This window comes from Streptomyces sp. TN58, assembly GCF_001941845.1.
In the GTDB taxonomy this organism is placed as follows: domain Bacteria; phylum Actinomycetota; class Actinomycetes; order Streptomycetales; family Streptomycetaceae; genus Streptomyces.
In genome coordinates, this window is the sequence record NZ_CP018870.1 from 405,287 (window position 1) to 431,166 (window position 25,880).

28 protein-coding genes and 1 pseudogene are annotated in these 25,880 nt (G+C 72.5%); 20 read left to right on the forward strand and 9 right to left on the reverse strand.

Translation table 11 applies throughout. From position 1 onward, the window contains the following. Positions 1-72 precede the first annotated feature (72 nt). Positions 73-513, reverse strand: coding sequence for a hypothetical protein (locus BSL84_RS01900; protein ID WP_045323835.1), 441 nt, complete (start codon positions 511-513; stop codon positions 73-75). A 285-nt stretch (positions 514-798) separates the two neighbouring features. Between BSL84_RS01900 and BSL84_RS01905 the strand changes: the two genes are divergently transcribed. The 3 genes from BSL84_RS01905 (at position 799) to BSL84_RS01915 (ending at position 2,509) form a co-directional block, all read left to right on the forward strand. After that, positions 799-1,131: an STAS domain-containing protein gene (locus BSL84_RS01905; protein ID WP_045323834.1), complete on the forward strand. Its 333-nt coding sequence runs from the start codon at positions 799-801 to the stop codon at positions 1,129-1,131. A gap of 190 nt (positions 1,132-1,321) precedes the next feature. Next, positions 1,322-1,837, forward strand: a complete 516-nt coding sequence (locus BSL84_RS01910; RefSeq protein ID WP_030031309.1) for a GNAT family N-acetyltransferase — start codon at positions 1,322-1,324, stop codon at positions 1,835-1,837. 78 nt (positions 1,838-1,915) lie between these two features. Next, positions 1,916-2,509 carry an NAD(P)H-dependent oxidoreductase gene (locus tag BSL84_RS01915; RefSeq protein WP_075969660.1) on the forward strand — a complete coding sequence of 198 codons (594 nt, stop codon included), beginning with the start codon at positions 1,916-1,918 and terminating at the stop codon, positions 2,507-2,509. A gap of 6 nt (positions 2,510-2,515) precedes the next feature. Here the strand turns inward: BSL84_RS01915 and BSL84_RS01920 are convergent, their stop codons facing one another. After that, complete coding sequence (locus tag BSL84_RS01920; protein WP_234363388.1) at positions 2,516-5,386, reverse strand: glycoside hydrolase family 2 protein; 2,871 nt, start codon at positions 5,384-5,386, stop codon at positions 2,516-2,518. A 493-nt stretch (positions 5,387-5,879) separates the two neighbouring features. On the opposite strand from BSL84_RS01920, the gene BSL84_RS01925 reads away from it, so the two are divergent. From BSL84_RS01925 to BSL84_RS01950, 6 genes are all read left to right on the forward strand, one after another. Continuing rightward, positions 5,880-7,178 (forward strand): phenylacetate--CoA ligase family protein, encoded by a 1,299-nt coding sequence (locus BSL84_RS01925; protein ID WP_030032426.1) that lies wholly within the window; start codon positions 5,880-5,882, stop codon positions 7,176-7,178. Continuing rightward, on the forward strand, positions 7,175-8,509 hold the full coding sequence (locus BSL84_RS01930; RefSeq protein WP_075969661.1) for an MFS transporter: 1,335 nt from the start codon (positions 7,175-7,177) through the stop codon (positions 8,507-8,509). The genes BSL84_RS01925 and BSL84_RS01930 overlap by 4 nt, the downstream gene beginning before the upstream one ends. Beyond that, positions 8,506-9,651, forward strand: a complete 1,146-nt coding sequence (locus BSL84_RS01935) for a GNAT family N-acetyltransferase (protein WP_045324086.1) — start codon at positions 8,506-8,508, stop codon at positions 9,649-9,651. Before BSL84_RS01930 ends, BSL84_RS01935 begins: the two co-directional genes overlap by 4 nt. After that, a complete protein-coding gene (locus tag BSL84_RS01940; protein WP_075969662.1) occupies positions 9,648-10,805 on the forward strand; it encodes an acyl-protein synthase in 1,158 nt (385 codons plus the stop codon). The genes BSL84_RS01935 and BSL84_RS01940 overlap by 4 nt, the downstream gene beginning before the upstream one ends. A 2-nt stretch (positions 10,806-10,807) precedes the next feature. Next, complete coding sequence (locus tag BSL84_RS01945) at positions 10,808-13,318, forward strand: acyl-CoA reductase (RefSeq protein WP_075969663.1); 2,511 nt, start codon at positions 10,808-10,810, stop codon at positions 13,316-13,318. Positions 13,319-13,843: 525 nt separating this feature from the next. Further along, the gene (locus BSL84_RS01950; RefSeq protein WP_030036541.1) at positions 13,844-14,353 is read left to right on the forward strand and encodes an EF-hand domain-containing protein; all 510 of its coding nucleotides are present in this window, start codon (positions 13,844-13,846) and stop codon (positions 14,351-14,353) included. A 52-nt stretch (positions 14,354-14,405) separates the two neighbouring features. Here BSL84_RS01950 and BSL84_RS01955 read toward each other — a convergent pair whose 3' ends face one another. From BSL84_RS01955 to BSL84_RS01980, 6 genes are read right to left on the reverse strand one after another with little or no spacing between them, the layout of a single operon-like run. Next, positions 14,406-15,221: an alpha/beta fold hydrolase gene (locus tag BSL84_RS01955; protein WP_075969664.1), complete on the reverse strand. Its 816-nt coding sequence runs from the start codon at positions 15,219-15,221 to the stop codon at positions 14,406-14,408. Positions 15,222-15,281: 60 nt separating this feature from the next. After that, positions 15,282-15,881 carry a hypothetical protein gene (locus BSL84_RS01960; protein ID WP_045324091.1) on the reverse strand — a complete coding sequence of 200 codons (600 nt, stop codon included), beginning with the start codon at positions 15,879-15,881 and terminating at the stop codon, positions 15,282-15,284. A 46-nt stretch (positions 15,882-15,927) separates the two neighbouring features. Continuing rightward, positions 15,928-16,581, reverse strand: a complete 654-nt coding sequence (locus BSL84_RS01965; RefSeq protein ID WP_234363389.1) for a DUF6286 domain-containing protein — start codon at positions 16,579-16,581, stop codon at positions 15,928-15,930. A 32-nt stretch (positions 16,582-16,613) separates the two neighbouring features. Beyond that, positions 16,614-17,006, reverse strand: coding sequence for an Asp23/Gls24 family envelope stress response protein (locus BSL84_RS01970; protein WP_234363390.1), 393 nt, complete (start codon positions 17,004-17,006; stop codon positions 16,614-16,616). After that, complete coding sequence (locus tag BSL84_RS01975) at positions 17,003-17,182, reverse strand: hypothetical protein (protein WP_046776834.1); 180 nt, start codon at positions 17,180-17,182, stop codon at positions 17,003-17,005. Before BSL84_RS01975 ends, BSL84_RS01970 begins: the two co-directional genes overlap by 4 nt. A gap of 42 nt (positions 17,183-17,224) precedes the next feature. Then, the gene (locus BSL84_RS01980; RefSeq protein ID WP_075969666.1) at positions 17,225-17,707 is read right to left on the reverse strand and encodes an Asp23/Gls24 family envelope stress response protein; all 483 of its coding nucleotides are present in this window, start codon (positions 17,705-17,707) and stop codon (positions 17,225-17,227) included. A 155-nt stretch (positions 17,708-17,862) separates the two neighbouring features. Here BSL84_RS01980 and BSL84_RS01985 point away from each other — a divergent pair, with 155 nt between their 5' ends. From BSL84_RS01985 to BSL84_RS01995, 3 genes are read left to right on the forward strand one after another with little or no spacing between them, the layout of a single operon-like run. Further along, entirely contained in the window at positions 17,863-18,516 is a 654-nt protein-coding gene (locus BSL84_RS01985; RefSeq protein WP_079273081.1) for an RNA polymerase sigma factor, read from the forward strand. Beyond that, positions 18,507-19,178, forward strand: a complete 672-nt coding sequence (locus BSL84_RS01990) for a hypothetical protein (protein ID WP_075969667.1) — start codon at positions 18,507-18,509, stop codon at positions 19,176-19,178. The genes BSL84_RS01985 and BSL84_RS01990 overlap by 10 nt, the downstream gene beginning before the upstream one ends. Next, complete coding sequence (locus BSL84_RS01995; RefSeq protein WP_045324092.1) at positions 19,175-19,567, forward strand: Asp23/Gls24 family envelope stress response protein; 393 nt, start codon at positions 19,175-19,177, stop codon at positions 19,565-19,567. The genes BSL84_RS01990 and BSL84_RS01995 overlap by 4 nt, the downstream gene beginning before the upstream one ends. Before the next feature lie 414 nt (positions 19,568-19,981). Here the strand turns inward: BSL84_RS01995 and BSL84_RS02000 are convergent, their stop codons facing one another. Then, on the reverse strand, positions 19,982-20,977 hold the full coding sequence (locus BSL84_RS02000; protein ID WP_075971938.1) for a magnesium and cobalt transport protein CorA: 996 nt from the start codon (positions 20,975-20,977) through the stop codon (positions 19,982-19,984). Between the two features lie 124 nt (positions 20,978-21,101). Between BSL84_RS02000 and BSL84_RS02005 the strand changes: the two genes are divergently transcribed. The 8 genes and pseudogenes from BSL84_RS02005 (at position 21,102) to BSL84_RS02040 (ending at position 25,813) form a co-directional block, all read left to right on the forward strand. Then, positions 21,102-21,509, forward strand: coding sequence for a DUF1622 domain-containing protein (locus tag BSL84_RS02005; RefSeq protein WP_075969668.1), 408 nt, complete (start codon positions 21,102-21,104; stop codon positions 21,507-21,509). Then, positions 21,506-21,796 (forward strand): annotated as a pseudogene (locus tag BSL84_RS37725) (SpoIIE family protein phosphatase); the annotation flags it as partial. The gene BSL84_RS02005 and the pseudogene BSL84_RS37725, both read left to right, overlap by 4 nt. A gap of 393 nt (positions 21,797-22,189) precedes the next feature. Next, a complete protein-coding gene (locus BSL84_RS36845; RefSeq protein WP_030036554.1) occupies positions 22,190-22,486 on the forward strand; it encodes a gas vesicle protein in 297 nt (98 codons plus the stop codon). Positions 22,487-22,567: 81 nt separating this feature from the next. Next, positions 22,568-23,005, forward strand: a complete 438-nt coding sequence (locus BSL84_RS02020; RefSeq protein ID WP_030036555.1) for a gas vesicle structural protein GvpA — start codon at positions 22,568-22,570, stop codon at positions 23,003-23,005. A 3-nt stretch (positions 23,006-23,008) separates the two neighbouring features. Further along, the gene (locus tag BSL84_RS02025; RefSeq protein WP_030036557.1) at positions 23,009-23,722 is read left to right on the forward strand and encodes a GvpL/GvpF family gas vesicle protein; all 714 of its coding nucleotides are present in this window, start codon (positions 23,009-23,011) and stop codon (positions 23,720-23,722) included. A 52-nt stretch (positions 23,723-23,774) separates the two neighbouring features. Next, on the forward strand, positions 23,775-24,032 hold the full coding sequence (locus BSL84_RS02030; protein ID WP_030036559.1) for a gas vesicle protein GvpG: 258 nt from the start codon (positions 23,775-23,777) through the stop codon (positions 24,030-24,032). A 40-nt stretch (positions 24,033-24,072) separates the two neighbouring features. After that, on the forward strand, positions 24,073-24,666 hold the full coding sequence (locus BSL84_RS02035) for a hypothetical protein (RefSeq protein ID WP_079273083.1): 594 nt from the start codon (positions 24,073-24,075) through the stop codon (positions 24,664-24,666). Beyond that, entirely contained in the window at positions 24,659-25,813 is a 1,155-nt protein-coding gene (locus BSL84_RS02040; RefSeq protein ID WP_075969669.1) for an SRPBCC family protein, read from the forward strand. Before BSL84_RS02035 ends, BSL84_RS02040 begins: the two co-directional genes overlap by 8 nt. The last annotated feature ends 67 nt before the right edge of the window (positions 25,814-25,880 follow it).

The window sequence follows — 25,880 nt, forward strand, 5'->3', positions numbered from 1 at the left end:
CGGACACTGGACGCCGCGCGTCCTCGCGGCCGGTTCCGTGAGGGGTGCCGGCGCGGCGCGGTGCGGCAGCCCCTACGCCCGCGGCGTGGCTCCGGTGGGGCCGGCCGACTCGGCGCGCCGCTCGGCTTCGAGCGCCAGCTCGTCCTCGTGGTGACGCAGGGACATCGTCACGGATCCCGAGGTGAACCGGATGGTTCCGATGACCGCGAAAGGCAGCGACACGAGCAGGAGTCCGAGCATGTCCGCGGAGTCGCGGGCGAGGGCGCAGCGGGGGCCTTCGGCTTCGTCGTACGTCTTCAGGCGCGACCTGCGGTCCTGGCCCTCACCGTCGTCGTAGAAGACCCGGGAGGCGCACTCGATGCTGCCGTGGGAGTCCCGTTTGATGGAGAAGGGCGCGAACAGCTGGTACGCGAGAGCAGCCCAGATGCCGCCCGCCACCAGAAGCAGGACGACGCCCTGCGTCAGCTTGCGGTCCGCGCGCTGGCGGAAGTTCGTCTCGTGCGCGTCTGTCATGGGTGTGAATCTAACCCGGGCCATGTACACGTCAGCGACTGGGTCCGTCCCCGGGACCCGGACGCGCCGAACGGCGCGAGAGCGCCGGGAACGTCGGCGTCAGCCGGCCCCGCGCAGGCACATCGGCGCACCGCCCCACCCGCGGGCGGTGGTCGCAGCCGCACCACGGGCCGGTCCGATCGAGCCGCACGGGCAGGGCTTTCTAGCCCATACGGCTCGATAACGCCTGCGGAACGGTGGCGTCCAGGGCGACAATCAAGCCCTACGCCGATCCAGGAGGCCGTCATGGCAACAGATGCGTACTCCGCCGCCACGCACGTCCCTGTGATGATCACGGCGGACGGCGGCTGCACCCAGCTCGTATTCACCGGCCGGCTCGGTGCGGCGGACGCGCTCCGGCTGGAGCAGGCGCTCGACGACCGCCGCCTGGCCCAGGCCCACACGTGGCTGTGGGACATGTCCGGCCTCATCCACATCGATCTGATCTGCGCATACGCCTTGCTCCGCGCCATCCGGCGGACAGCCACCGGCCCCGTGCGCATCCGCGGCGCCCGCCGGCCGGTGGAGCGGACCCTGCGCCACACGGGCATGGGCGCGGTGGCGGACATCCACGGCTAGGGGGGCCGGCGGATCAGGGGCGGGCAGCCCGGGCGGTCCGGTGCCGTGGATGGCAAGGCGGAGGAGGGAGTCGACGCGGAGCGTCGGCGACCGACGACAACGCGGCAAGGCGCGGTGCCGGGCAGCCCGGGCCCGGCCCTGATCCGCCGGCCACCCCTGTGGGGTGGCCGGCAGCCCTTAGGGTGCAGGCATGCACGATCTGAACGTTCCGCCGCAGCGAGCCCTGCGGCTGGAGCCCGTCACCGCCGACAACTTCGACGCGGTGTGCGCCGTACAAGTACGCCCCGACCAGGCGCATGTGGTCTCCCCCGTCGTCAAGTCCCTTGCGGAGGCGTACGTCCATCAGGCTTGCGCCTGGCCGCGGGCCGTCGTCGACGGCGGGGACGTCGTGGGCTTCGTGATGGCCTTCCACGACATCGCCTGGGACCCGGCCACCGACCCGGGCGACCGGCGCAGCGGCATCTGGCGGCTGAACATCGACGCCGGCCGCCAGGGCAGGGGCTACGGCAGCTTCGCCGTTCGCGCCGTCGTCGAGGAGATCCGGCGGCGCGGCGTCCACCAGCGGGCCTACGTCAGCTGGCACGTCGGCGCCGGCAGTCCCGAGCCCTTCTACCTCGGCCTCGGGTTCACCCCCACCGGCGAACTGGCCGGCGACCAGCGCGTCGGCGTGCTCGCCGTCGACGCGACCGTGCCCCGGGCGGGCTGAGGGCGACCGGGCGGCCGGACGTAGGTGCCGGTGGTCGTGGAGAATGTCCGTGAGCTGAGTCGACCAGGGGGACGGATCATGCGTGTCGGGGTGTACCTCGCCCATCCGCGAGCGGGCAGTTTCAACCACGCGTTGTTCGACGCCGTGGTGGACGAGTTGCAGGGGCGGGGGTGCCAGGTCGTCGGGCACGATCTGTACGCCGAAGGCTTTCCGCCGCTGCTGTCGGCCGCTGAGACGGGCACCGTCGCCTCCGCCCCGGACGCCGACGATCCACAAGTGGCCCTGCACCGGCGGGAAGTGGCCTCGCTGGACGCCATGGTGTTCGTCCACCCCAACTGGTGGGGCATGCCGCCCGCCGTCCTGGCGGGCTGGGTGCAGCGGGTCCTGGTGCCCGGCGTCGCCTACAAGCTGGGCAGCGCCGACGGTGAGCCCGCGGGGCTGCTGAAGGCGGGCCGGGCTCTCGTGCTGAACACCTCCGACACCCCGGGAGAGCGTGAGCAGAGCGAGTTCGGTGACCCGCTGGAGCGGATCTGGGCGGCGTGCGTCCTGCCGTACGCGGGAGTGGCCGACGTCCGGCGGACCGTCTTCCGTACCGTCACCGGCTCGACCGGTGAAACCCGTTCGGACTGGCTGCGCCAGGCCCGCCGGGAGGCCGCCGCTCTGACGACCTGACCGCGGTCACGCCGCCGGGACGGTGACCGTGGGACTGTTCCAGCCGGAGATCCGCAGCCGGGGGGCCGAGCCGCGCAGATCCGCCGTCCGGTACGTCGCCGTCAGCGTTGCGGACTCGCCCGGCCACAGGCTGACCTGGTTGTCGCTCCACCGCACCGGCAGGGCCGGTTCCCCCGACGCCCGTACGAGGTGGACGTCCGTGAGCAGCGCCGGGGTGCCGCCGGTGCCCGCGTGCCGCAGTGTCACCGTCGTCGTGGACGTTCCCGAGGCGTCGTCCGCGGTCGTGGACGCCGTCGCCGTGACCGGCGTCCGCGCCATCGAGTTCAGGCCACGGAGGTCGGCGTAGGAGGTGGTCGGGGTGTGGAACCAGTCGCTGCGCTCGCGGTCGAGGACGTCGGCCTCGGTGGACAGCCAGTAGACGTTGCGGCTCACCTCGTGTCCGGTGGCGTCGGTGAGCAGCAGCCTGGCCAGATAGGTGGTCGGCAGGCCGGGTACCGTCTCGGGGAGCGTCAGAGCGCTGCGGTGCACACCGCCCCCGCCCGCGACGGTCAGGCCGGTCACCGTACGGTCGTACTTCTGCGTGCCGTCGGGGGCGAAGAGCGTCACCCGGGCCGTCAGCCCGGCGGCTGGTCCGGGCCGGTTGTTGACGACCGCCACGGAGCGGTCGTCGTACCCGTACTGCACGTGCAGGGGCTCGTTCGCCTTCTTCGCGCCGAAGTAGGCGCCGCCCTGGTCGAGGTAGCTGTCGACGAGCTGCCAGTGGAGTGAGGTCCAGCCGCTGTTGAACATCCAGTACACGACGCCGGTCGAAGGGGCCGAGGAGTCCTTTGCGTTGCGGGCGTACGCCTCGAACTGGGCGCGCACGTTCTCGTACTGGGCGAGCTGCGCCTTGCGTACGTAGTCCTCAAGGCTCGCCGGGGCGCCGTAGCGGGCGGCGAGGGCGGTGTCGTACAGCTGGAGCGTGTCGAAGGTGGCGGACGGGGAGCGGTGGTACTGGACGGCCGCCGGGTCCTTCCACAGGGTTTCGAGCTCGGCCGGGGTCATCATGCGGCGCAGTGTGTCGAGGGTGGGGACGTCCGGGCCGGCGCTGGTCTCGGAGTTGAAGCCGCTCGCTCCGCCCTCGCGCTTGTCGTACCAGTAGGCGGGCGGGACCCAGTCGTACGGTCCGGTCATCTTCATCCCGGACCGGCCGGTGAGGGGGGACGCGGCGTCCGACGCGGCAGGGATCACCGGAGCGTGCCAGTCGGCGGCCTTCAGCGCGTCGAGGTAGCCGCGCTCGATCTCCTCGTCCGGGGCGGCGTCACTGCCGATCAGGAAGGAGATCACGCCGGGGTGGTGACGCAGGCGGGCGGCTTCGGCGGCCATGGAGGCGCGGGCGGTCGAGTGGTCGGCGGCGGACCACCGCTCTCCGGCGCCGTCGCGGTTGAACTCGGCCTCCCATTTGGTGCAGCACTCCCAGCCGGGGAGGGTGAGGATGCCGTACCGGTCGGCGAGGTCGAAGAACTCGTCGGGCTCGATGCGCCCTTCCAGACGCAGGGTGTTCAGGCCCAGGTCGAGGGCGTACTTCAGGCGGTCCTCGGTATAGGTCGGGTCCCACCGCAGGAACTCGTCGGGAGACCAGCCGCCGCCTTTCACGAGCAGCGGACGGCCGTTGATCTCGTACCGGCGGGCGCCGTCGGCGTTGAGGGGCGCTCGTACGTCGCGGATGCCGAAGGGCTGGTGGACCGTGTCGGAGGGGACGCCGGTGGCGGCGGTTCCGTCGGCGGCGGCGGCCACGGCGGCGGTCAGGTCGAGGGCGTACATCGGCTGGCCGCCCATGCCAGCCGGCCACCACACACGGGGTGACTTCAGGCGAAGCGCGGGGTGTTCGGCGGGTGAGAAGGCGACCGTCCTGGTCTCGTGCGGCGCGAGCGTCACGCTGCGGGCGAAGATGGCGTCGGCGCCCTCGGCCGGGCTCTGACGAGGGCCGGGGGCGGGGCTGGGGGCGGGGCCGGGGCCGGGGGCGGGGCCCACCGTGCCGGACAGGGTCGCGGTGACGGGGGCGTCGGAGTCGTTGCGCAGCCGGGCCTTGACGGTCAGGTCGGCCGTCGCCATGGACGGCATGGCCAGGGTGGAGACGACGTGCGCGTCGCGCAGGGCGACCGGTCCGGCACGGCGGACGGTGACGTCGCGGACGATGCCCATGTTCTCGTCCGGGGGCGGTTGGAGCCAGTCGAGCCAGCCCATGGTGAGGTGCTTGCGCGGGTTGTTGGGCTGGATGCGGAAGGCGACCGTGTTGGTGCCGGGTCTGACGAGGGCGGTGACGTCGAACTCGTGCCGGGTGTACGCGCCGGCGACGGACCCCGTGGCGGCGATCCGGCGGCCGTTGACGAAGACGTCGGCGGCTGAGATCACGCCGCTGAAGTCCAGGTGGGTACGGGCGGTCGTGTCCGCGACCGTGAAGTCGGCGCGGTACCACCAGGGCACGGAGAAGTCCGCGGCGGGAATCAGTTCCTGCTGGGTGGAGTGGAAGGGGTCCGGGTGGACGCCGGCTGCGAGCAGTGCGGCGAGGACGGTGGAGCGGGGTCCTGCGGGATACCAGCCGGTGGCGGGATAGCCGGGGCTGGAGACGGTCTCCGCCGTGTCGGCGACCTTCGCGGTGGACTGGATGGCGTAGCCGGAGAGCGGGGTCGCGCTGCCGGGCGCGGCGGGCACGGCGGTCGTGGCCGAGGCCGTCACCGGTCGGGGTACGGCCCACGCGCCCTGCGAGGCAGGTGCGGCGGGAGCGGCAGGTTCGGCGGGAGCGGCACCGGACGTGCCCGCGGTGAGGGTGAGGACCAGGCCGGCCACGGTGAGGGCGACGGCCCTCGTGCGGCGGCGGGCGAGGCGGTGGAGCACGGGGCCTCCCGCGGGACGGGGCCCGGGATCACGCGTGCCGGACGGCGGGCACCGCCGATCCCCGGGACGGTTCATCGGGGTGGGACGGCCCGCCCGTCACGCGGCGGCCGACCCGGAGGGGACCGAGTCTGCCACGGGTGCGGCGCTGCGCCGCTGCGACAGCCCGGGGGCGCAGGCACCTCTTCGCCGGGCACCGGCCCAACGGCGTACCGGCGCGCCGGCCCGCCAGCCGGGGACGGCACATCACCCCACACCGCAGGAATTGTTGAAAGTTGCCACAATGGCCTGGAATCTTCACTCAATTTGGTGACTTGCGCACTGATGTTTCATCATCATGACTGCACGTCAGCTTTCGGCGTGCGTCGAGGAGGCGGGGGCGCCGGGGGGTCCCCCGCTCGTACCGGCAGAACGCGGCGGCAGCGGCAGACGAGTTCACTCCGTCGCCGGGCCCCGCCGCGGCTCCGTCCCACTTCCGTCACCTAGGCAAAGGCCCATGTCCGCCCAGCAGCTCTCGGACCTCATACGTTTCGCTCGTCACAACTCTCCCTACTACCGGGACCTCTACGCGTCCCTGCCGCCGGACGCCGGTCGGCTCACCGACCTTCCGGTCGTCGACCAGGTGTCCTTCTGGGCGGCCAACGCCCCGCACGACAGCCGTGTGCTGACCGGTCCGCTCAGCGAGGCCACGGTCTACAAGACCGGCGGCACCACCGGGTCCCCCAAGTTCTCCGTCTACACCCGGGACGAGTGGCGCACCTTCGTCACCGCCTTCGGGCAGGGCCTCGTGGACACAGGGCTGCGTCCGGGGCACCGTGTCGCCGACCTCTTCTACGCCGGGGAGCTGTACGCCAGCTTCCTGTTCATCCTCGACTCGCTCGCCCACGCGCCCGTGGACAACGTCCGCCTGCCCATCGGCGGCGGCGCGCCGCTGGAGTCGACCATCCCCACGCTCCGCGACCTCGCCGCCCAGGTACTGGCCGGTACACCCACCACCCTGTGCCGGCTCGCCGAGCAGGTCCTCGCGTCCGGGGTCCGGCTCGGCTCCGTCGAGCTGCTGCTCTTCGGCGGCGAGGCGCTCTTCGAGGACCAGCGGCGCCTGCTGGCCACGGCGTTCCCCGGCGCCGAGGCCCGTTCCGTCGGCTACGCCAGCGTGGACGCCGGCCTGCTCGGGCGCCCCGTTCCGGGAGCCGACGCGCGGGTGCACCGGGCTTTCACCCCGTACTCGGTGGTCGAGATCCTCGACGACTCCACGGACGAGCCCATCACCGAACCGGGCCGCCCCGGCCGCGTCGTCGTCACGAGCCTGTTCCGCCGCCTGATGCCGATCATCCGCTACCCCGCCGGCGACCGGGCCGAGTGGACCGGCACCGGGCCGGGGCACTTCCGCATCCTCGGCCGCGCCGAGGAGGGCGTACGGGTCGGCCCGGTCTCCCTCTACACCCAGGACGCCCAGGACGCGGTGGCCTCGGCCGACACCGCCGGACAGGTGGTCGGCATGCAGCTCGTCGTCCGCCGCTGGGAGGGCCGCGACGGGCTCGTGCTGCGGCTCGCGACCGCTCCGGGCGACGAACGCGCCGGCGAACTGACCGGCGGACCGGCCGCCGAGCGGCGTGCAGCGCTCGCCCGCGCCGTCGTCGCGGAGCTGGAGACCGTACGGCCGCTGTACCCCGACAGCGTGCGCGCCGGGTTCGTGCACCCGCTGTCCGTGGAGTGGGCGCGCCACCGGGACCTCGCCGTCAACCCGCGCACGGGCAAGCTCGTCCGGGTCCTGGACGAGAGGCCGACGGCATGACCGCCCCCCGTCCCGCGGGCCCGCTGATCCTGCGCAACCGGGCCTTCGCCGCCGTGTGGCTGGGCCAGGTCCTCACCCAGGCCGCCGTGCGGATGTTCCAGGTCGGCGTGTCCTGGTGGATCGTCGCCTACGCCGTGGCCGACGCCCGCGGCCTGGCCTCCGGACTGTTCATGGCCGCCTGCACGCTTCCCGCCGTCGTGCTGGCTCCCGTGGTGGCCGGTGCCGTGGGGCGGTTCGCCCACCGTTCGGTGCTGCGCGGCGCGGCCGGCCTGGCCGCGGTGGTCGCGGGCATCCTCGCGGTGTGGGCGCAGGGCGGCGGACCGCCGCTCGCCGGGGTCTACGCCGCCGCTCTGGCCCTGGCCACCTGCCAGGCGTTCTTCGATCCCTGTCTGACCACCTCGGTGCCCGAACTCGTCGACGACGCCGACATCGAGACGGCGACCGGGTTCGAGTTGTCCACCCAGTCACTGGCGGGCCTGGGAGGAGCGCTGCTCGGCGCCCTGACGGTGGACCGGGCCGGTGTCGCGGCACTCGCCGCCGGCTGCGCGGCGGCCTACGCCGGGGCCGCCGTGCTCGTCGCGAGCGCGCGCTTCCGCACCGCCGGCGCCGCGCCGGCCGACCAGGCCCAGACCGGCCAGGCCGAACAGGCCGGGGGCGCCGACCAGGCCGGCGCCCCCGCCGCCGCCCCGGCCGCGCGGCGCCCGCTGCGCCGCATTCTCGGCGAGCTGCCCTACGTACGGCGGATCCTGGTCTGCTTCACGGCTGCCAACCTCTTCACCGCCGCCGTGTTCGTCGTCATCCCGCTCTACACCCGCTCCGTCCTCGGGGGCGGCGGCGGCACGGTCGCCCTGCTGGAGGCCTCGCTGGGCGGGGGCGCCCTCGTCGGCGCCTTCACCGGCACCCGGGTGCCGGGGCGGCCCACGGTCGCCGGTGCCTGCTGTCTCGGTCTGATGGCCGTCGCGCTGGCGCTGCCCGGCGTGTTCTCCCACCTCCCGGTCGTGGCGGGCTGCCTGGCGGTGGCCGGCTGGTGCGCCGGGGCCGTCAGCGTCCGCTTCGTGGCGCTGTTCCAGCGGCTGGTGCCGACCGCCGACAAGCCCGGCTTCTTCGCCGTGATGCAGGCCGTCCTCGGCGCCTCCCTGCCGGTGGCCTCGCTGGTCTTCGGCTCCGCGGGCGACCTGCTGTCCCCGCAGACGCTGTGCCTGGTCCAGGGCGTCGGTCTGCTGCCCGCCGCCTGCGCGCTGGCCCTGCTGGGAGCCCGTACCCCTGAACCGGCTCCCGCGGCGCACCCGGAGACCCCGCAGACCCCGCAGACCGTGGGAGGTGCGCGGTGAACCCCGTCATCACCCCGGCCGCCGGCGCGGACATCGCCGAACTGCGGCAGCTCTACTACGCCGTCTACGGCCCGCACTACCCCGTCGCGCTCGGCACGGACCCGGCCGAGATGGCCCGGCTCATGGCCGACCCGCACTCCCTGTGGCTCGTCGCCCGCTGCCCCGACACCGGGGCCCTGGCGGCGTCGGCCGCCATCCACGGCGAGGCCGGCAGCCGCATCGCCCGGCTGGAGGGCATCGCCGTGCACCCCGAGCATCGCTCGGCGGGGCTGGCCGCCACCCTGACCGGGGCGCTCTGCGCCGAGATGCTCGACACCGGCCGGCTGGACTCGGTGTACGCGACGGTCCGCACCGTCGGCGCCGGCCCGCAGCGGGTCGTCGCACGCAACGGCTTCCGCCCGCTCGGCATCCTGCCCAACGCGGTGGACCTCCGCAGCCGCGAGAGCCTCGCGCTCTACGCCCGCCACTCCCCCGGTGTGCTCGACCGCCGGGTGCCCGTCGCCGAAGTGCCCGCCGCACTGCTGCCGTTGCTGCGCACGGCCGGGGCGGCCCTCGGCATCGGCTACCCGGGAGTGCGGGCCGCCCCCGGCCGGCTCCCGGAACCCGCGCCGCAAGGGGCGGTGGAGCGCCTGGAGCTGATCGAGGCCCCGGCGTTCGTCCGGCGCCGCTTCCACGAGCGCTTCCCGGGCGCGGAGGGCTGGTTTTACCCGCTGCACACCCCGAACGTGCTGCTCACGCCGGAGGACGGCCGGTTCGAGGTCTACGCCTACCTCAACCGGGCCGGCGGCTACTGCTCCCTGCTGACCGCCCACCCCGACCCGGCCGCGGCGGCCGGCCACCTCGAAGCCGTCACCCGGACCCTGGCCCGCGCGGGCGCCGGCTACGTGGAGGCCCTGGTGCCACTCGCCCACCAGGAGGCCCTGTCGGCCTTCCTGGCCCACGGGTTCGTCGCCGGAGCGCTCTACCCGGCGATGCGCGCGGACGGCGACGGCTTCCACGACTACGCCGTCCTGTCCCGCTCCGGCGAGCGGATCGACTTCCGCGGCGTCGCCGTCGAACCGCCCCTCCAGCCCTACCTGGACTGCTACGCGTCGGCCTGGGCGGCGGCGCACCTGCCCACACCATCCGAGGTTGCCCCATGAACCGTACGAACCCCCATCTCGCGCCGGTCTGCGTACCCGACCCGGCGCTTCTGCCACACGTACAACAGCTGTGCGACATGACCGACCCCTACGCCCACGGGCCCGTGGTCGACGAGCTGTTCGCCGCCGCCATGGCGGAGACCAACGCCTGGCACACCGAGCGCTCCCCCTTCTTCCGCTCCCTGTACGAGGCGACCGCCCCGGCGGAGCCGTACCGTGCGCCACTCGTCCACGCGAACTTATTCAAGCGCCACGAAGTGCTCTCCGTCCCGCGCGAGGACGTCGAACTGCACCTGACCTCCTCCGGGACCACCGGCCAGAAGTCGCAGATGTTCTTCGACCACTGGACCATCCGCTCCGCCCAGCGCATGGTCGCCCGGATCTTCGAGCGCAACGGCTGGATCACCCCGGACCAGGAGGTCAACTACCTCCTCTACAGCTACGAGCCTGCCCCGTCCCTGAACCTGGGCACCGCCTTCACCGACAACTACCTGTGCGACTTCGCCCCGGCGCGCAGCGTCGAGTACGCGCTGCGCAACACCGGCGGCGACCACGAGTTCGACCCCTTCGGCTGCATCGCCGCGCTGCGCCGCTTCGAGCGGGAGGACGCACCGGTGCGCATCCTCGGCTTCCCCGCCTTCCTCTTCTTCACCCTGGAGCGGATGCGGGCCATGGGGATGGCGCCGCTGCGCCTGCCGGAGGGGTCGCTGGTCGTCCTCGGCGGCGGCTGGAAGGGCCACGCCGACCGCCGTGTCGAGAAGGAGGAGCTGTACGCACGCGTCACCGAGCAGCTCGGCGTCCCGGGTGAGCGGATCCGGGACACCTTCGGGTCGGTGGAGCACTGCATCCCGTACATCGAGTGCGGCCACCACCGGCTGCACGCCCCCGTCTGGTCGCGGGTGGCCATCCGGTCCACTCGGACCTTGGAGCCCCTGCCGTACGGGGAGCGCGGCTACCTGCACCTGGTGTCGCCGTACATCACCTCGGTGCCGGCGCAGAGCGTGGTCATGGGCGACCTCGCCTCCCTCCAGCCGGGCGAGGCCTGCGGCTGCGATCTGGAGACCCCCTGGTTCACCGTCCACGGCCGTGCCGGGGTGAGCCGCAACCGGAGCTGCGCCGTGGCCGCGGCGGAACTGATGAAGGGAATGGCGTGACCATGAGCGTGCACCACCACTACTGGCAGGGTTCCTTCGTCGGCGACGAGGAGGCCGGGCGGCGCCTCGCTGAGCTGCCGGCCGCCGTCGAAGCGGCGCTGGCGACGGACCTGGAGACCGAGACCGTGCTGGCCGCGTGCGACGCCCTCGCCGGCGCCCTGCGCGACCCCGCCCACCCCGTACACGGCCGGCTCGCCCCGCACCTTGCGGAGGGCGAGGACCCGGCGGTGCTGGCCGAGCTCGGCGCGCTGCTCGGGCGGCGGGAGCTCACCCGCAAGCTGCGCCGGGAGCTGGGCGGCACGGCTCCGGCGCGGCTGAACCGGGCCGATCCGCGCGAGACGGTCTACGAGGCGTGGGCGCCGGTCGGCCTGGTCGCCCACATCGCGCCCGGCAACGCGGCGACGGTCGCACCGCTGAGCATCGTCGAGGGCCTGCTCGCGGGCAACGTCAACATCCTCAAGACCAGCGGCGCCGACACCCTGCTCACCCAGCACCTGATGGCCGAGCTGGCGGCCCTCGACCCCAGTGGTGCGCTGGCGGCGCGGGTCGTCGTCCTGCGGTTCCCGTCGTCCCGGCAGGAGTGGCTGCGCCTGATGTGCGCGCCCGCGGACGTGGTCGCCGTGTGGGGCGGGGAAGGCGCCGTGGAAGGCGTGGCGGCCCATGTGCCGGCCGGCTGCCGGCTCGTGGAGTGGGGTCACCGGATCTCCTTCGCCTACCTGACGAGTGATGCCTGGTCGGATCCCGTGACGCTCGACGCGCTCGCGGACGACGTGTGCCTGCACGAGCAGCAGGCCTGCTCCAGCCCCCAGGTGGTGTACCTCGACACCGAGGACGAGGCCGAGGTGTTCGCCTTCGCCGAGCGGTTCGCCGCCGTGCTCGGGGCGCGGCCGCCGGCGGTGGGCGCCGGGTACACGGCCGGGCCGGACCCGGCGCAGGACGCGGAACTGACCACGACCGAACTGGTGGCGCGGCTGGAGGAACACCTCGGCCTGACAAGGGTGTTCGCCGCACCCGACGGCTCGTGGCGGGTCATGGCGGACACCCGGCCGCCGCTCACGGCCTCGCCGCTGCACCGCAGCGTCTGGGTCAAGCCGCTGCCGCGGAAGCGGATGATCGCCACCCTGCGCCCGATGCGCCGCTACCTGCAGACGGCGGGGCTCGCGGGCGGCCGGACCGACATCGCCGAGCTGTCCCGCACGGCGCTGGCCGCCGGCGTGACCCGCGTGACGCCCGTCGGGGCCATGCTGGAGAGCTACGCGGGCGAGCCGCACGACGGCGTGTACGCCCTGCAGCGCTACAGCCGCCGCGTCGCGGTCCAGGCCGACCCGGTGCTCTTCGCCACCACCGCCTGCCTGGACGACCTGGCCAGGCCCGTCGTACTGCCGCCGCCCTCGGGCCCGTTGCTGGGCAAGGAGGACGTCCAGGGGCCGGGCCGAGAGGTGGCGCGCGCCGACGCCGAGCTGTACTTCCGCAGCGGCGGCAGCACCGGCGCGCCCGCACTGTCGATCTTCAGCTACGACGACTACGACACGCAGATGCACGCCGCCGCCCGCGGTCTGCTCGCGGCCGGCTACGACCCGGTCGGTGACCGCACGGCCAACCTCTTCTACTGCGGCGCCATGTACGGCAGCTTCATCAGCTTCTTCTCCGTGCTGGAACGCCTCGGCGGGGTGCAGCTGCCCCTGTCGGCCGGCCCCGACCACCGGGCGACGGCGCAGGCGCTGATCGACCACGGGGCCGACACCCTCATCGGGATGCCCTCCTACCTGTGGCAGCTGCTCCACGCCGAGGCGGACGCCCTGCGCGCGTACGGCGGCCTGCGCAAGGTGTTCTACGGCGGCGAGCACTTCACCGCGGAGCAGCAGCGGACGCTCAGGGACGTCTTCGGCATCGAGGTGATCCGCTCGATCACCTACGGCAGCACGGACCTCGGGCCGCTGGGCTACCAGTGCACCGAGAGCTCGGGCGGTGTCCACCACCTGCATGCCGACCTGCACACCATGGAGGTCCTGAAGCTGGACGAGGACCGGCCGGTGGAGCCGGGCGAGACGGGCCGGCTGGTCTTCAGCACGCACGCCCGGCGCGGCCAGGACCTGGGCCGGTACGTGATCGGCGACCTGGGCCGGGAGGTCCCGGGCCGCTGTCCGTGCGGACGGCACGCGCCGCGCTTCGAACTGCGGGGCCGCACGGGCGACGTGATGCGGGTGGCGACGTACTTCCTCAACCACCGGAGGTTCCTGGACCTGGCCGGTGAGCCCGGTGGGCACCGCGGCGAGCTCCAGATCCGGCTCGACGCCGCGGACGCGCGCGAGCGGCTGACCGTACGGGTGGAACGGGCCGCGGGCACGGATCCGGAACGGCTGCGGGAGGTGTTCCTGGACGGCTATCCGGAGCTGCGGTCGGCGGTGGCGGAGGGGCTGCTGGACCTGGTGATCGAGGCCGTCGGCGGCGCGTCACTGGACCGCAGCCCGACCAGCGGGAAACTCCTCGCGGTGGTGGACGCCCGCCGCTAGTGCTGTGGCCGGGAAGGTTTGCCGGGTCGCGGTGTTCGGTGCGGTGCATCGCAAGGCGGAGGGCCACGGCTCGTACCGGACGTACGTATGTGGTCCGACAACGCGGCGAGGTGCCGTACCGGGCGCCGTGACCCGGTGAACCCTTCCGGTCGCAGCACCAGGGCGTCTTGCGAAACTCCCGTCTGGCTCGCGGTGTCCGGCAGCACCGCCCTACGGGCGGACGACGCCACTTTCGAAACCCGCCCTGGCCGAGCCAGGACGACATCCACCGTGACCTCGGCGCGGGTCATGAGCCGAGGCGGCAGCACGGACGGCCCCCACCGCCCCAGGGACGGCGCACTGCAGGCCCATTCGGGTGTATGTCGGGCGGGCCGGAGTCCGGTCGGCGGACGAACGTGATGATCTTGGCGGTGTCATCCCGCAGACCCCCGCGCAGGCCGTGAACCGCACACACGACGCGCAGACCGAGCGGTCCCGTAGACGGCAGACAGGAACAGCGCAGTGTCCGAGCAAGCTACCGTCACCATGACCGACGCAGCAAAGCAGCGCATCTTCGCCATGCTCGACCGGGACCGCGACGGCGCCATCTCCCGTACGGAGTACCTTGCGCGGGTCGACCGTGCCGCGGCCGCCATGGGCCGCGACGCCGACGACCCGGTGGTCCACACGGCACGCGCCGCGCATGAAGCGGTCTTCACGGACATGGACGCCGACCACGACGGCCGGGTCACGTTCGAGGAGTACCGCACCTGGGCCGGACACGACGCCTTCGAACGCTCCTGCCGGCCGGCCCTCGGCTCACTCTTCGATGTCGCCGACCACGACGGCGACGGCCGGCTCACCCGCGAGGAGTTCACCCGCCTGCGGATGGCGTCCAGCAACACCGAAGCGGACGCCGGCCAGGCCTTCGACGACCTCGACACCGACAGTGACGGCCTCGTCCACCGCGACGATTACCTCGCCGGCATCCACGCCTACGTCACCACCGGCTCCTCCCCCATGGCAGCCGCCTACCGAACCCTGCCGAACCGCTGACCACCCCGGCAGCCGAGATCGGCGGGGTCGCATGCGCGAGCCATCGCGAACGTCATGGGCGGGATGCCGTGAGGAAGTCCGCGATACGCGTTCCCCAGCTGCGGATGTCGGCGCGGGTGCGCGAGAGGTGGAGCTCGGCGCTGGGCAGATGGCGAGCCAGGGCGATCGCCGTGGACACGGGATGGCCGGGGTCGTCCACCCAGGTCATCACCAGGGCAGGGCAGCGGAGGGAGCTCAACGCCACCGGCGGGGGCAGGTCGGAGCGGGCCAGGCCGCGCAGGATGAACGGCAGGAGCGCCTCCGGCGGCGTGGGACGGAACGCGGGCACGTCTGCGACGACGGCGGGAGGACGCGCTTGGCTCCGGCCGGCGAGCCAGCCCGCGGCGCCGTCCCGCTCGACGGCTTCCGCGGCGGTCCGATTGGCCCGCGCGTAGCCTTCACGGGTCGTCCAGGCGGTCGGCGGGAGGAGGAGGACCAGCCGGGAGAAGCGGTCCGGCGCCCGGACGGCGGCGTGGAGGCAGGTGCCGCAGCCCATCGACATGCCGATCGCGTCGACCGGCTCCCTGGCGGCCAGGTGGTCGAGCAGGGCGACGAGGTCGTCGGCGTGCGCGGTGTAGGTGTAGTCCTCGTCCACGGGCCGCCCAGTGGAGCGGCCGTGCGCCCGCGCGTCACAGCGGACCAGGCGGCGCCCCGCCCGGAGGACGGGCGCCCAGTCGAAGAGGTCCATGCGCTGCTCCACGGCCTGGCTGACGAAGCCGCCGTGCGCGTACACCGCCAGCGGCCCCGAACCGGTGTCGTCGTAGACCAGCTCGGCCCCACGGTGGCGGAAGCGGCCCTGCACGGTCGGCCACGCCTGCGGTGCGCCCATGGTCAGGCGTCTTCCCCCTGCATCGCCGGTTACCCCTGCCCGTGCGCGCGGCGGTGTTTCTCAGCCGGCGCGGTGGGGTTTGTGCGAGGGCATGCGCAGCCGCGTCCTTACGGGGAGGGTACGGCCCACCGTCTGGCGGGCGCGTTGCAGCGGCCCGTCGTGCAGTGCCCGCAGGACGGGGCCGGGCTCGGCGTCGGGGGTGAGGGTGATGTCGAGGTGCGCTTCGGGGTGGCGGGACGAGCCGTCCATGCGCGCGCGTACTCGCCGTACCCCCGGCAGGTGCCCGGTGTCGGCGGCCATGGCGTCGCTGAGGGCGCCTTCCCGCAGTTCCACGCCGTCCAAGGCCGGGGCTCCCACGGACAGGTCGCCGGGGTGGGTGCGGCGCAGTTGTGCCAGGAGCCACCACAGGGCGAGCACGGTGACGACGGCCAGCACGGCGATCACGGTGGGCCACCACCAGACCTCGTCCGTCCAGCGCGTCCGGTCGGCGTCGTCGAGCAGGACCTCTCGGGGGATGGTGAGGGGCCAGCCGGTGGGCGGGGTCAGGGACAGGTTCCGGTAGAGGTCGAAGCCGCCCGCCAGGGCCGGCAGGCCCGTGCCGAGCAGGACGAGGCCTGTGAAGGCCAGCAGGACTCGGTTGGTGACGGATTTCCTGTGCATGGGATCTGCTCCTCTTCGCTCGCGCTTCCGGCAGTCCGGGGGCTGCTCAGGGGCGGCGCGGGCGTACCCGGACTCGGAGTGACGGCCGGTGGGCGAGGGCGAGCTGGTCGAGTTCCTGCAGCAGTGCGGTGCGCACATCGGCCTGGACGTCCGCGGGGGTGCGGAACCGTACGTCCGCGCGCGCCGTGGCGCGCTTCCGGGAGAACCGAACCCGGGCGGCACTGACCCCGGGGACGCGCATCGCAGCATCACGCATCCGCAGTTCCGCGGCCTTGCGGTCCAGAACGGCATGCATCTGCGCGGCGGGGGTCTTGAGAGGCAGGCGGTGGCGCAGGCCGGGGGTGAGGGCCAGGACGATGAGCCAGAACCCCAGGACGGCGAGGACGGCGCCGCCGGCCTGTACGAGGGTGTCGTCCAGCGGGCGGGAGGCCAGTTCGTCGGCCAGGTGCCTGCGCCAGGCTGCGGCGGGCTGGCCGGCTCGCACCCTGATGACGTCGACCAGAAGGGTGCCCGCCGCGGCCGCGACGGACAGGGCCGTGAGCGCGGCGGGGATCCGGCGCTCGGACCACAGGCGCCGGGAGATCGACTGCGGTCCGGTCGTCGGCGGCTGTTCGGTCAGCAGCCCCACGGTGCGAGAGGTGACCTCGTCCGCCGCTGGGAGCTGGTCCTTCTCCGCCGAGGGGCGTCGGTCGCGTTCCATGCCGGCTCTCCTTTCCGGCCCGGGGCTGTGGCTCACCGCACCCGGCGGGGTTCCAGGCCATCGGCGCCTGCGAGGTGCTCGATGACGAGGGTGACTTCGGTGATGTGCATCCCGGTCAGACGGGCCACCCGCTCACTGACGTGGTGCTGCACGTGGCGGGAGGCACTGGCCAGGTCCAGTGGGTAGGGAAAATCCAGGGTCAGCCGCAGTCGCGCGGCGCCGCCGCCCGCGGAAACCGAAGCGCGCGGGGCGGGCCGTGCCGCCGAGGCCACGGGGGTGTCCGTGAGGGCGGCCAGTGCCTCCTGTGCGGCGCGGGCCGCGATGCGGGCGACGACCTTGTCGGGTATCACGGTGGCCCCGCGTTCGGCCGCCGGCAGGACCGGGCTGGTTGAGCCGGCCGGGCCTGCTGCAGAGTGCGAGGTCACTGCCGGTTCCGGGATCGCGTGAAGTCGGACAGCTCCAGGTCGCCCTGCAGCATGCGGCCGAGGATCAGGCCCACCAGTCCCAGGAACGCCACGAGCAGGAACGCCCAGAACCCGCCGAAGAATGCGGCGAAGCCCAGGGCCATTCCGGCCAGCAGGCCCGTGGTTGCTGCGCTCATTTCACTCACCTGAATTTCCATCGGTTGACGCGGAGAAAGAGGTCACTGCACACGTCCTTCGCCTTCGTCGTTGCCGTCTTCCTCGTCAGGGAGGTGGACGTCGTCGACGGCGATGTTGACCTCGACGACCTCAAGGCCGGTCATGCCTTCCACGGCTGTGATGACGCTGGTGCGGACGTCGGCGGAGATGTCCACGATGGGGACGCCGTACTCCACGACGACGTCGAGGTCGACGGCAGCCTGGCGTTCGCCCACCTCGACCTTGACCCCGCGGGAGACGTTGGGACGGCCGCCTGAGACCTTGTCGGTCACCGCGCCGAGCGTGCGGGCCATGCCGCCGCCGAGGCTGTGGATGCCCGGTACCTCGCGGGTGGCCATGCCCGCGATCTTCTCGACCACGCTGTCGGCGATGGTCGTGCGTCCCCGCGTCTCGGGCGCCGTGCCGGGGCCGGTCCGGCCGGTGAGGGTCTTGCCCACCGGGGGTGACACGCTCCCGCCCGAGGCGGGGCTGCTGGTGTCCGACATGGGGGCCTCCCCAGGGTGTCCGTCCGGGGCGCCGGTGCGGCGCCCTCGTGTGTTGGACACCCCGCGCGGGCATTCCTCACGCGGCCCGCCGCACCGGCCTACGCTTGAGGAGTACGTCGGAGGCGGCGGCCCGCGTCGCAGGAGGTGAGCGGCGGATGCGCAACCGGATTGGCATCTCGCCCCAGCCCGCTGTGGGCGTCCCCCCGCACCGGGCCCCGCCGCCGGTCCGCGGAATCGGCAATGTCGGGGAGGCGCCCGACGCTGCCGTAGGCCTGGACGACGGTCTGCTGGCGGTACGGGCCTCGGAAGGGGACGAGGACGCCTTCGCCGTCCTGGTGCGTCGGCACAGTAGCCGGATGCTGGCCCTCGCACAGCATCTGCTCGGCAGCCGCACGGACGCCGAGGACGCGGTCCAGGACGCCTTCCTCAGCGCGTGGAGGCGCCTGCCGGAGTTCCAGCACACGGCCTCGTTCGGCACCTGGATGTACCGCATCGTGACGAACCGCTGCCTCAGCGACCTGCGCCGCCGTACACGTCCCCTCCCTCTGGACGCCATCCCCGAGCCCGCCGCCACGAGCTCGGAGAGCTCACCACCCCACGTGGCCGAGATCGACGCGGCGACGGCCGCCCTGACGGCGGCCCTGCAGAGGCTCAGCCCCGAGCTTCGGGTGTGCTGGGTCCTGCGGGAACTGCATGGCCTGCACTACGAAGAGATTGCCCACGTGACGGGCAGCAGTGAACAGACCGTGCGCGGCAGGCTCTTTCGGGCACGGCGCGCTCTGACGGAGGCGATGCGTCCATGGCGCTGAACGAACCGCACCCATTCTCCGGAGACGAGTCCACGACCAGCGGCGCCGAACAGGCCGGCCCCACCGAGGCTGAGCTGCTGGCGGGCGCAGAGCTGCTGCCCTGCGGGCGCCCTCTCGGTCGTGCCTGGCAACAGGCGCGCGGCGCCGGCGGAGCGCGGGATCCGCACAGCAGCCAGTGCCCCCACTGCCGCGGGGCCATCGAGGGGCTGACGGCCCTGGACCGGGCCACCCAGGCCCTGCGCGCCGAGGAACAGCCCGATGGCCACCACCTCGCCACCCGCATCATCAACGCGGTACGGACCGAAGTACGGCTGGGTCCCCTGCTGTATCTCGACGACCCCGCCCATGACCTGCGTATCGCGGAGAGCGCCGCCGCCAAAGTACTGCGCCGGGCCGCCGACACCGTCCCCGGCCTCCGCGCCGCCAGCTGCCGCATCACCGCCTCGGGGAGTGGCGAAGCCGCGCACGTCGTCACCATCACGGTGGCAGCGACGCTCGACCGGCCGCTGCGCGGACGAGCCGAGGCACTACGCGAAGCCGTGCTGCACAGTGCCCAGGACGTCCTCGGCCTCACTGTCACCGCCGTCAACGTGGAAATCAACGCCGTGCTGGATTTCTCCCCCGTACCGGGCGACGACAGCGCCGATCTGAGGGACCGATGAGCATCGCCGACCGGGAGGCCGTCCACCGGACCGCGGCCCGGGCCGCCCTCGGCGTTCCCGGTGTGGTCGCGCTCCAGCCGACTCTTGCCGAACGGCTGGCGCTGGCAGCCTCCCGCGTGTTCGAAGCCGTGGGATCGGGGGCCGCCAGAACTCCCGAGGGGGCCGGCGTCCGCTGCGAAACCGCCCCGGACGGCGCTTGGTACGTGGAGGTGCGCTGCATCCTCGACGCGGACCACCGTGTCGTCGATGTCGCCCGACAGGTCCGCTCAGACGTCGGGGCGGCGGCCAACGCCTACCTGGCCCAGCACGACGCAGCGCCGCCGCCTCCCGTCAGGGTCCTCGTGAGCGTCACGCGCACCATCCGGCCCGCCGCACGGGGGGCGGCCTAGGGTCTGTATCGAGTTGCCCCGTGGAGCAAGGAGCGGCGTTCGGTGCGTGCCCTCGGCGTGCGGGACGAATGTCCTCGTAGCGGAGCTACTAGGGCATTCGGCTCGTGCGCCGAAGGTGTGTGCCGGGCGTCGCGACGCCGCGGGGCAACTCGATACAGGCCCCAGCTGCCAGCCCGGACTCTCCACGGCCCGTCCCGACGCTGCTGCCCAACGCGGTCGGCCTGTCGGACACGGGGAGACGGCCGTCGCCGCGCACCGCGCCGTACGCGGCCGCTCAGGAGCCGTGGGAGGAGCGCCGGTCCTTCACGGGCGGAGGCCAGGGCCTACCGGGGCGACGACCACGAATGTGGTCCGGGGCGGGGCCGCCAGCCGCCACCCCTGCCTGCCGCCGGGCCCGGCATCGTGCGCCGGCCTTCACAGCCAGCCGTTGCGGCGGAAGGCACGGTAGAGGGTGCCCGAGGCGAGGGCCATGAGGGCCACGGCCAAGGGGTAGCCGTAGGTCCAGCCGAGTTCCGGCATGTGCTCGAAGTTCATCCCGTACACGCCGGCCACCATCGTGGGAATCGCGAAGATCGCCGCCCACGCGGAGATGCGCCGCATGTCGTCGTTCTGCCAGGTGCCCACGCGGGCCTGCTGCGCGCCGAGGACGGTGTCCAGGAGCTCGTCGAGGGTGCGGACCTCGATGTCGGTGCGGTGCAGGTGATCGGCGACGTCACGGATGTACGGGGCGATCTCCGGCAGGTGGTCCTCTGCACCTGGGCTGCCGAGGAGGTTCTGGAGGACCGGGACGAGCGGCTGCACGGCATCCCGGAACTCGCGGACCTCCCGCTTGAGCGAATAGATGCTCTGGGTGTGGTCGACGCGTGAGGTCGAGAACACCTCGTCCTCCAGTCGGTCGAGCGTGGCGCGCACTCTCCGGGCGGCGTCGCTGTAAGCGTCGACGGCGACGTCCAGCACGGCGTGCAGCACGGCCCGGGGTCCCATGCGCAGCATCTGCGGATCGGCGTCCAGCCGGCGTGCGGCCTCGGTGCAGGGGTCGATCGGGCCGTGGCCGACGGTGAGGACACTGTGGGGTCCCACGAAGATCATGATGTCCCCGGTCTCCACGGCGGTGTCTTCCTCTACGTACCGCAGTGGCTTCAGAGCCACGGCCAGGACGTCGCCGAAGCGCTCGCGCTTGGGGCGCTGCCGTCCGTGCAGTGCGTCCTCGACGGCGAGTGGGTGCAGTTCCAGTTCCTCGGCCAGCTGGACCAGTTCACCCTCGGAGGGGTCTGCCAGCCGGACCCAGGCGAACGTACCGTTGCCCAGGTCCCGCAACCGTTTGAGGGCCGAGCGACAGCCGTCGTCCGGCAGCTCGCATTCCACATGCTCCGACCGGCCCGACTCCTGCTCGTAAATGACGCATTCCATCCCCCGCACCTGATCCAGCACCCGCGCTTCATGCGTCCGACGCGGAAATCTGTCCAGTTCCAGGCATGTGGCGGGAGACACCCGGTGCAGGTGCGCCGGCGCGGGTACACGCAGCTCCATGAGCATGTCAGGTGAACTGGTGACCGGGGCCGGAGTGCGGGAGCTGATCGGGTGGCTGGTGCACCTCATCGAAGCAGCCGGCGCCCTGATCATCTTCGTCGGCGCAGCCTGGGCCTTCGCCCGGTTCGCCACGACCAGCCTGCGCCGGCGCTCCCTGATCGGCGAGTTCAACAAGATCCGCCTCAGCCTGGGCCGCTTCCTCGTCCTGGGGCTGGAGTTCCAGCTGGCGGGCGACGTCCTGCGTACAGCGGTCGCCCCCAGCTTCACCGAGATCGGCCAGCTGGCGGCCATCGCCGCCATCCGCACCGTCCTCAACTTCTTCCTCACCCGCGAGATCGCGCTGGAACGCGCCGAGATCGAAGGCGAGCGGAAAGAGCCCCTCCCGCAGGCCGCGACCGCCGCCGACGTTTGAGCCCCAGCCGGGGACCAAGTGCGTCGTCGCGGCGATGGTCGACACGCTGTCCGCGTTCGCCGACGAGGTGCTGCGGGTGGCCCACGAGAGGCGAACAACCTCACGGCGCCTTCCACCACACCAGCCACCTCACCGCCACCGCCGTCTGCGACCTTGTCGACCCCAAGACCCGCACCCTGCACTGGGCACGCGCCGGCCACCTGCCACCCGTCCTGGCCAGAGGCAGACAAACTCAGTCCTTCCCCCTCGACGCCGGACTGCTTCTCACAGCACTCCCCGACGCCACCTTCGCCGACTCGTCGCGCGCCCAGACACCGCCGTCACCGGCTCCCGCGCCCAGCTGCCCGACGTCGCCTCGCGGCCCGCCGACACCCGCGCCCCCTCGCCGTGGCGCAGTGACCCGCCCTGACCGGGCGAGGTGGACCGCGCACCTCGACGGCGGCCCGCGCCGGGGCAAGGGCCGGCAGCGGCGGCTGCGGCTGTGCCGTTCGCCGTGGTCGGGCCTCGCGCAGCGGGCGGCGGGGGTTGGCCCGGCTGCGCCGGCGTGCTCGGCTCAGTTCGCCCCATGCATCTGTCGCTCCGTCATGCATGCGGTCGGCAAGGGCGGGCAGGCGAAGGTGAGTCCACACGGCGCTGGAGCTCGACTGCAGAGCCGTCGTCCATGCCTCACAGGCGGGAACATGAGCGCGACAGACGACGAGACACAGAAGACGTCCAAAAGACTCGACATCCCTACGGCGATGCGCCTCGCCACCGAGCAGCTCGCGGAGCTCCTGCGGTGCGAACCCGCTTCCGTCTCGGCGGTGAAGGCCACCGAGGACGGGTGGACGGCTGAGGTGGAGATCGTCGAGCTGGAGAAGGTCCCGGACACCATGAGCGTGATGGGTTCCTATCACGTGGTCCTCGACGCCGAGGGCCGACTCATGGCGTACGAGCGCACGCGGCGCTATGCCCGGGGCCAGATCGACCGCCGCTGAGGCGGTGGCGGCGCCCGCGCTCCCCGAGCGGAGCCGTGCGCTCATACGCGTCGACAGACGCTGAATCGGAAGGAGTTCACCGTGACACTCGTCCAACAGAGCAGTGCAACGAGCGGCGGAAGCGGCTCGGGAAATCTCTACGACGTACTGGAACTCATCCTTGACAGGGGCCTCGTGATCGACGCGTTCGTGCGCGTCTCCCTGGTCGGCATCGAGATCCTCAAGATCGATGTCCGCGTGGTCGTCGCCAGCGTGGACACCTATCTGCGCTTCGCCGAGGCGTGCAACCGCCTCGACCTGGAATCCGGGCGGAAGGCGCCCACGCAGCTCACCGACATCGTGGGCGAGATGACCGAGAACGGCGCGAAGGGAAAGTCGAAGGGCGCCCTGACCGGCGCTGTCGAGGCGATAACGGATTCCCTGCAGAGCAAGCGCGAGCAGTCCGAGGAAGAGCCCCGTAAGCGGCCGGCGCGCAAGTCGACGTCCAGCCGTTCGTCCGCCGCCCGCAGGGAGGAATAGCAGGTGCCCACCTACATCTATGCCATCACCACCCACGACCACCCGCTGCGCCTGGACGACCTCCAGGGCGTGGGCGAGGAGGCGGCACCCCTGCGGACGGTGCGCGCCGGCGAGGTCGCCGCGGTCGTCAGCGACGCACCCGAAGGCCTGCGCGCCAAACGCCGGGACGTGCTGGCCCACGAGGCCGTCCTGGAGTCCCTGATGGCGGACGGCGCGACGCTGCCCATGCGCTTCGGACTGCTCGGCCCGGACGACGACCAGGTTGCGCAGGCGCTGGAGCAGGACGGCGCCGCGTACCGCAGCCGCCTGGCCGAGCTGGCCGGGCACGTCGAGTTCAACCTCAAGGCAGCCCGCGACGAGCAGGATCTGCTGCTCGAAATCGTGTCGGAGTCCGACCAGATCCGGGAACTCAACGAACGCACCAGGTCGGGATCGGCCGGGCAGGACGACCGCATCGCCCTCGGAGAGCTCGTCGCGGGCCAAGTGGCCGAACGCAACAACGAGCAGGCTCAGAGGACCCTGGAGAAGCTGCAGCCGGTCGCGGCCCGTGTCTCGCGCGCCGAGCCTGGCGCCAGCCACTTTCTCAACGCCTCCTTCCTGGTGCCGGCAGCAACCGCGGACGAGTTCGTGGAGGCGGTGCGTGAGGAAGCGGACCGCCGGGGCGAAACCTACACCCTCACCCTGACCGGCCCGTTGCCCCCGTACAGCTTCGTCTGACCGGGACGCCGACACCCCCGGGCGCCCGGCGACCCAGGAAGGAGGCCGGCCCATGGGGCTTCTCACCACGATCCTGACCCTGCCCATCGCACCGCTGCGAGGCACGGCCTGGGTGGTCGACCAGGTGCTGCTCGCCGCCGAGCGCGAGTACTACGACCCCGCCCCCGTCCGGGAGCAGTTGGCGGCGCTCGTGGAGGACCTGGCCGAAGGTCGCGTGGACGCAGGCGAGTTCAACAGGCTTGAGGACGCTCTCTTGGACCGACTCGACGAGATCGAGGCCTACCGAAGCCAGACGGGAAGCGGCTCATGACGAAACAGAGTGACCAAGCGAGGCGGAACGAGGTACACCGGTGATACCGAAGAACACCACGACGGCAGCCGCCCTCGTCGGTGGCTATCTACTGGGGCGGACGAAGAAGGCCAAGATGGCCATCGGGGTGGGAATGTTCCTCGCCGGCCGCAGACTGGACCTCGACCCACGGCGTCTGGGAAAGCTGCTGGCCGCCTCGCCGGTGACGGGCGCCCTGAGCGAACAGATCCGCCGCGAGCTGTTCGAGGCCACCAGGTCGGCCGCAGCGCAGGCCCTCACCCAGCGTGCCGCAGGTCTCGCCGACTCACTGCAGCAGCGCACGCGGGCGCTCGGTCGCGAGGACGCCGCCGAGGCCGACGGAGATGACGGACCCCGGACACGGAAGCGGGACGCCGAAGCCTCAGACGACGGCGCGGAGCCGGACGACGCAGGCGACGACAGCCGGCGCCGGCGGACACGCTCCACGGCGGCGGCCAAGACAGCGGGCAAGAAAGGCGGCAGCCGTGCGTCCTCGTCCGGCGGCACCTCCGGCCGCGGGACCGGTAAGTCGACGGCAGCCCGCAAACGTACGAGCGCCCCCAGGAAGTCGACGGCCTCCCATAGGCGCAAGAGTGAGGGGGACAGCGATGAGTGACTCCGCCCTCAGCAAGATCAAGAACGATGTGGTGGAAAACCCGGCCATCGACCGGCTGAAGGAGGAGCTCCGCCACTACCTCACGGCTCGTGCCGAAGACGCCGTCACCCGGCTCGGGGAGCGCTTGGGCGACCGTGTGGCCCGGCTGGGCGAGCCCGGTGCCGCGAGGGGAAGCCTTGAGAAGGGCTTGGCCGAGGGAGGCAAAGCCCTCGGCGAGGGAAAGTCCCCCGCGCGGGCCGCACTCGCAGCAGGGACGTCCGCCTTCAAGGACACCTTGAAGGAAAAGGCCAAGAGCTTGGTCGGCGGCGGCCGCAAGTCCGGCGGCGGCGCTCCGAAGAGCGTGACGATCGTCGAGGACATCGACGTGGGTGTCCCCGTCCGCGAGGCGTACGACCAGTGGACGCAGTTCCAGGAGTTCAGCACGTTCGCCAAGGGAGTCGTCAGCGTCGAGACGGCGGACGACACCACCACCAACTGGCGGGTGAAGGTCGCCAAGTCGACCCGCAGCTGGCAGGCGAACGTGACCGAGCAGGTTCCCGACGAGCGCATCGCCTGGACCACCCGGGGCGCGAAGGGGACGGTCCGCGGGGTGGTGACCTTCCACCGGCTCACCGATGACCTCACCCGCGTTCTGCTCGTCCTGGAGTACTTCCCGAAGGGCCTGTTCGAGAGGACGGGGAACATCTGGCGGGCGCAGGGCAGGCGGGCCCGGCTGGATCTCAAGCTCTACCGCAAGTTCATCATGCTGCGCGGAGAGGCCACGGACGGCTGGCGGGGCGAGATCCGCGACGGCGAGGTCGTCGTCGGCCACGACGAAGCGGTCGGGCAGGAGGAGCACCCCGACGGCGAGGCGGAGGACTTCCAGGACGAGGACGCAGACGCCGACGGCGCATTCGAGGACGACGAAGACGACGAGCCCGCCGAGGAAGAACCCGACGGCGACGACGTCGACGAGGAAGCCGAGGAGGCCGAGGACGAAGGTGAATACGAGGCCGAGACCTCCGACGAGGCTGCCTCGGACGAACCGGACGCCGAGTTCGACGACGACGAGTTCGACGAAGCCGAGGACGAGCCGGCCGCCGCGGAGGAACCCCGGCCGCGCGGATCCGGACGCCGCACCCGGCGTCGCACATCCGTCGGCAGCTGACCGGTAACCACAGAGCACACCAGAGAACAGGGGCGCCAACGTGTCCGAGTCCTTCGCAGGACGCCTC

What these genes read in the sequence shown, in the direction of transcription:
- BSL84_RS01900 (WP_045323835.1), bottom strand. Translation starts at nt 513, where the DNA reads ATGACAGACGCGCACGAGACGAACTTCCGCCAGCGCGCGGACCGCAAG.
- BSL84_RS01905 (WP_045323834.1), top strand. Translation starts at nt 799, where the DNA reads ATGGCAACAGATGCGTACTCCGCCGCCACGCACGTCCCTGTGATGATC.
- BSL84_RS01910 (WP_030031309.1), top strand. Translation starts at nt 1,322, where the DNA reads ATGCACGATCTGAACGTTCCGCCGCAGCGAGCCCTGCGGCTGGAGCCC.
- BSL84_RS01915 (WP_075969660.1), top strand. Translation starts at nt 1,916, where the DNA reads ATGCGTGTCGGGGTGTACCTCGCCCATCCGCGAGCGGGCAGTTTCAAC.
- BSL84_RS01925 (WP_030032426.1), top strand. Translation starts at nt 5,880, where the DNA reads ATGTCCGCCCAGCAGCTCTCGGACCTCATACGTTTCGCTCGTCACAAC.
- BSL84_RS01930 (WP_075969661.1), top strand. Translation starts at nt 7,175, where the DNA reads ATGACCGCCCCCCGTCCCGCGGGCCCGCTGATCCTGCGCAACCGGGCC.
- BSL84_RS01940 (WP_075969662.1), top strand. Translation starts at nt 9,648, where the DNA reads ATGAACCGTACGAACCCCCATCTCGCGCCGGTCTGCGTACCCGACCCG.
- BSL84_RS01945 (WP_075969663.1), top strand. Translation starts at nt 10,808, where the DNA reads ATGAGCGTGCACCACCACTACTGGCAGGGTTCCTTCGTCGGCGACGAG.
- BSL84_RS01950 (WP_030036541.1), top strand. Translation starts at nt 13,844, where the DNA reads ATGACCGACGCAGCAAAGCAGCGCATCTTCGCCATGCTCGACCGGGAC.
- BSL84_RS01955 (WP_075969664.1), bottom strand. Translation starts at nt 15,221, where the DNA reads ATGGGCGCACCGCAGGCGTGGCCGACCGTGCAGGGCCGCTTCCGCCAC.
- BSL84_RS01960 (WP_045324091.1), bottom strand. Translation starts at nt 15,881, where the DNA reads ATGCACAGGAAATCCGTCACCAACCGAGTCCTGCTGGCCTTCACAGGC.
- BSL84_RS01965 (WP_234363389.1), bottom strand. Translation starts at nt 16,581, where the DNA reads ATGGAACGCGACCGACGCCCCTCGGCGGAGAAGGACCAGCTCCCAGCG.
- BSL84_RS01975 (WP_046776834.1), bottom strand. Translation starts at nt 17,182, where the DNA reads ATGAGCGCAGCAACCACGGGCCTGCTGGCCGGAATGGCCCTGGGCTTC.
- BSL84_RS01980 (WP_075969666.1), bottom strand. Translation starts at nt 17,707, where the DNA reads ATGTCGGACACCAGCAGCCCCGCCTCGGGCGGGAGCGTGTCACCCCCG.
- BSL84_RS01985 (WP_079273081.1), top strand. Translation starts at nt 17,863, where the DNA reads ATGCGCAACCGGATTGGCATCTCGCCCCAGCCCGCTGTGGGCGTCCCC.
- BSL84_RS01990 (WP_075969667.1), top strand. Translation starts at nt 18,507, where the DNA reads ATGGCGCTGAACGAACCGCACCCATTCTCCGGAGACGAGTCCACGACC.
- BSL84_RS01995 (WP_045324092.1), top strand. Translation starts at nt 19,175, where the DNA reads ATGAGCATCGCCGACCGGGAGGCCGTCCACCGGACCGCGGCCCGGGCC.
- BSL84_RS02000 (WP_075971938.1), bottom strand. Translation starts at nt 20,977, where the DNA reads ATGGAATGCGTCATTTACGAGCAGGAGTCGGGCCGGTCGGAGCATGTG.
- BSL84_RS02005 (WP_075969668.1), top strand. Translation starts at nt 21,102, where the DNA reads ATGTCAGGTGAACTGGTGACCGGGGCCGGAGTGCGGGAGCTGATCGGG.
- BSL84_RS36845 (WP_030036554.1), top strand. Translation starts at nt 22,190, where the DNA reads ATGAGCGCGACAGACGACGAGACACAGAAGACGTCCAAAAGACTCGAC.
- BSL84_RS02030 (WP_030036559.1), top strand. Translation starts at nt 23,775, where the DNA reads ATGGGGCTTCTCACCACGATCCTGACCCTGCCCATCGCACCGCTGCGA.
- BSL84_RS02040 (WP_075969669.1), top strand. Translation starts at nt 24,659, where the DNA reads ATGAGTGACTCCGCCCTCAGCAAGATCAAGAACGATGTGGTGGAAAAC.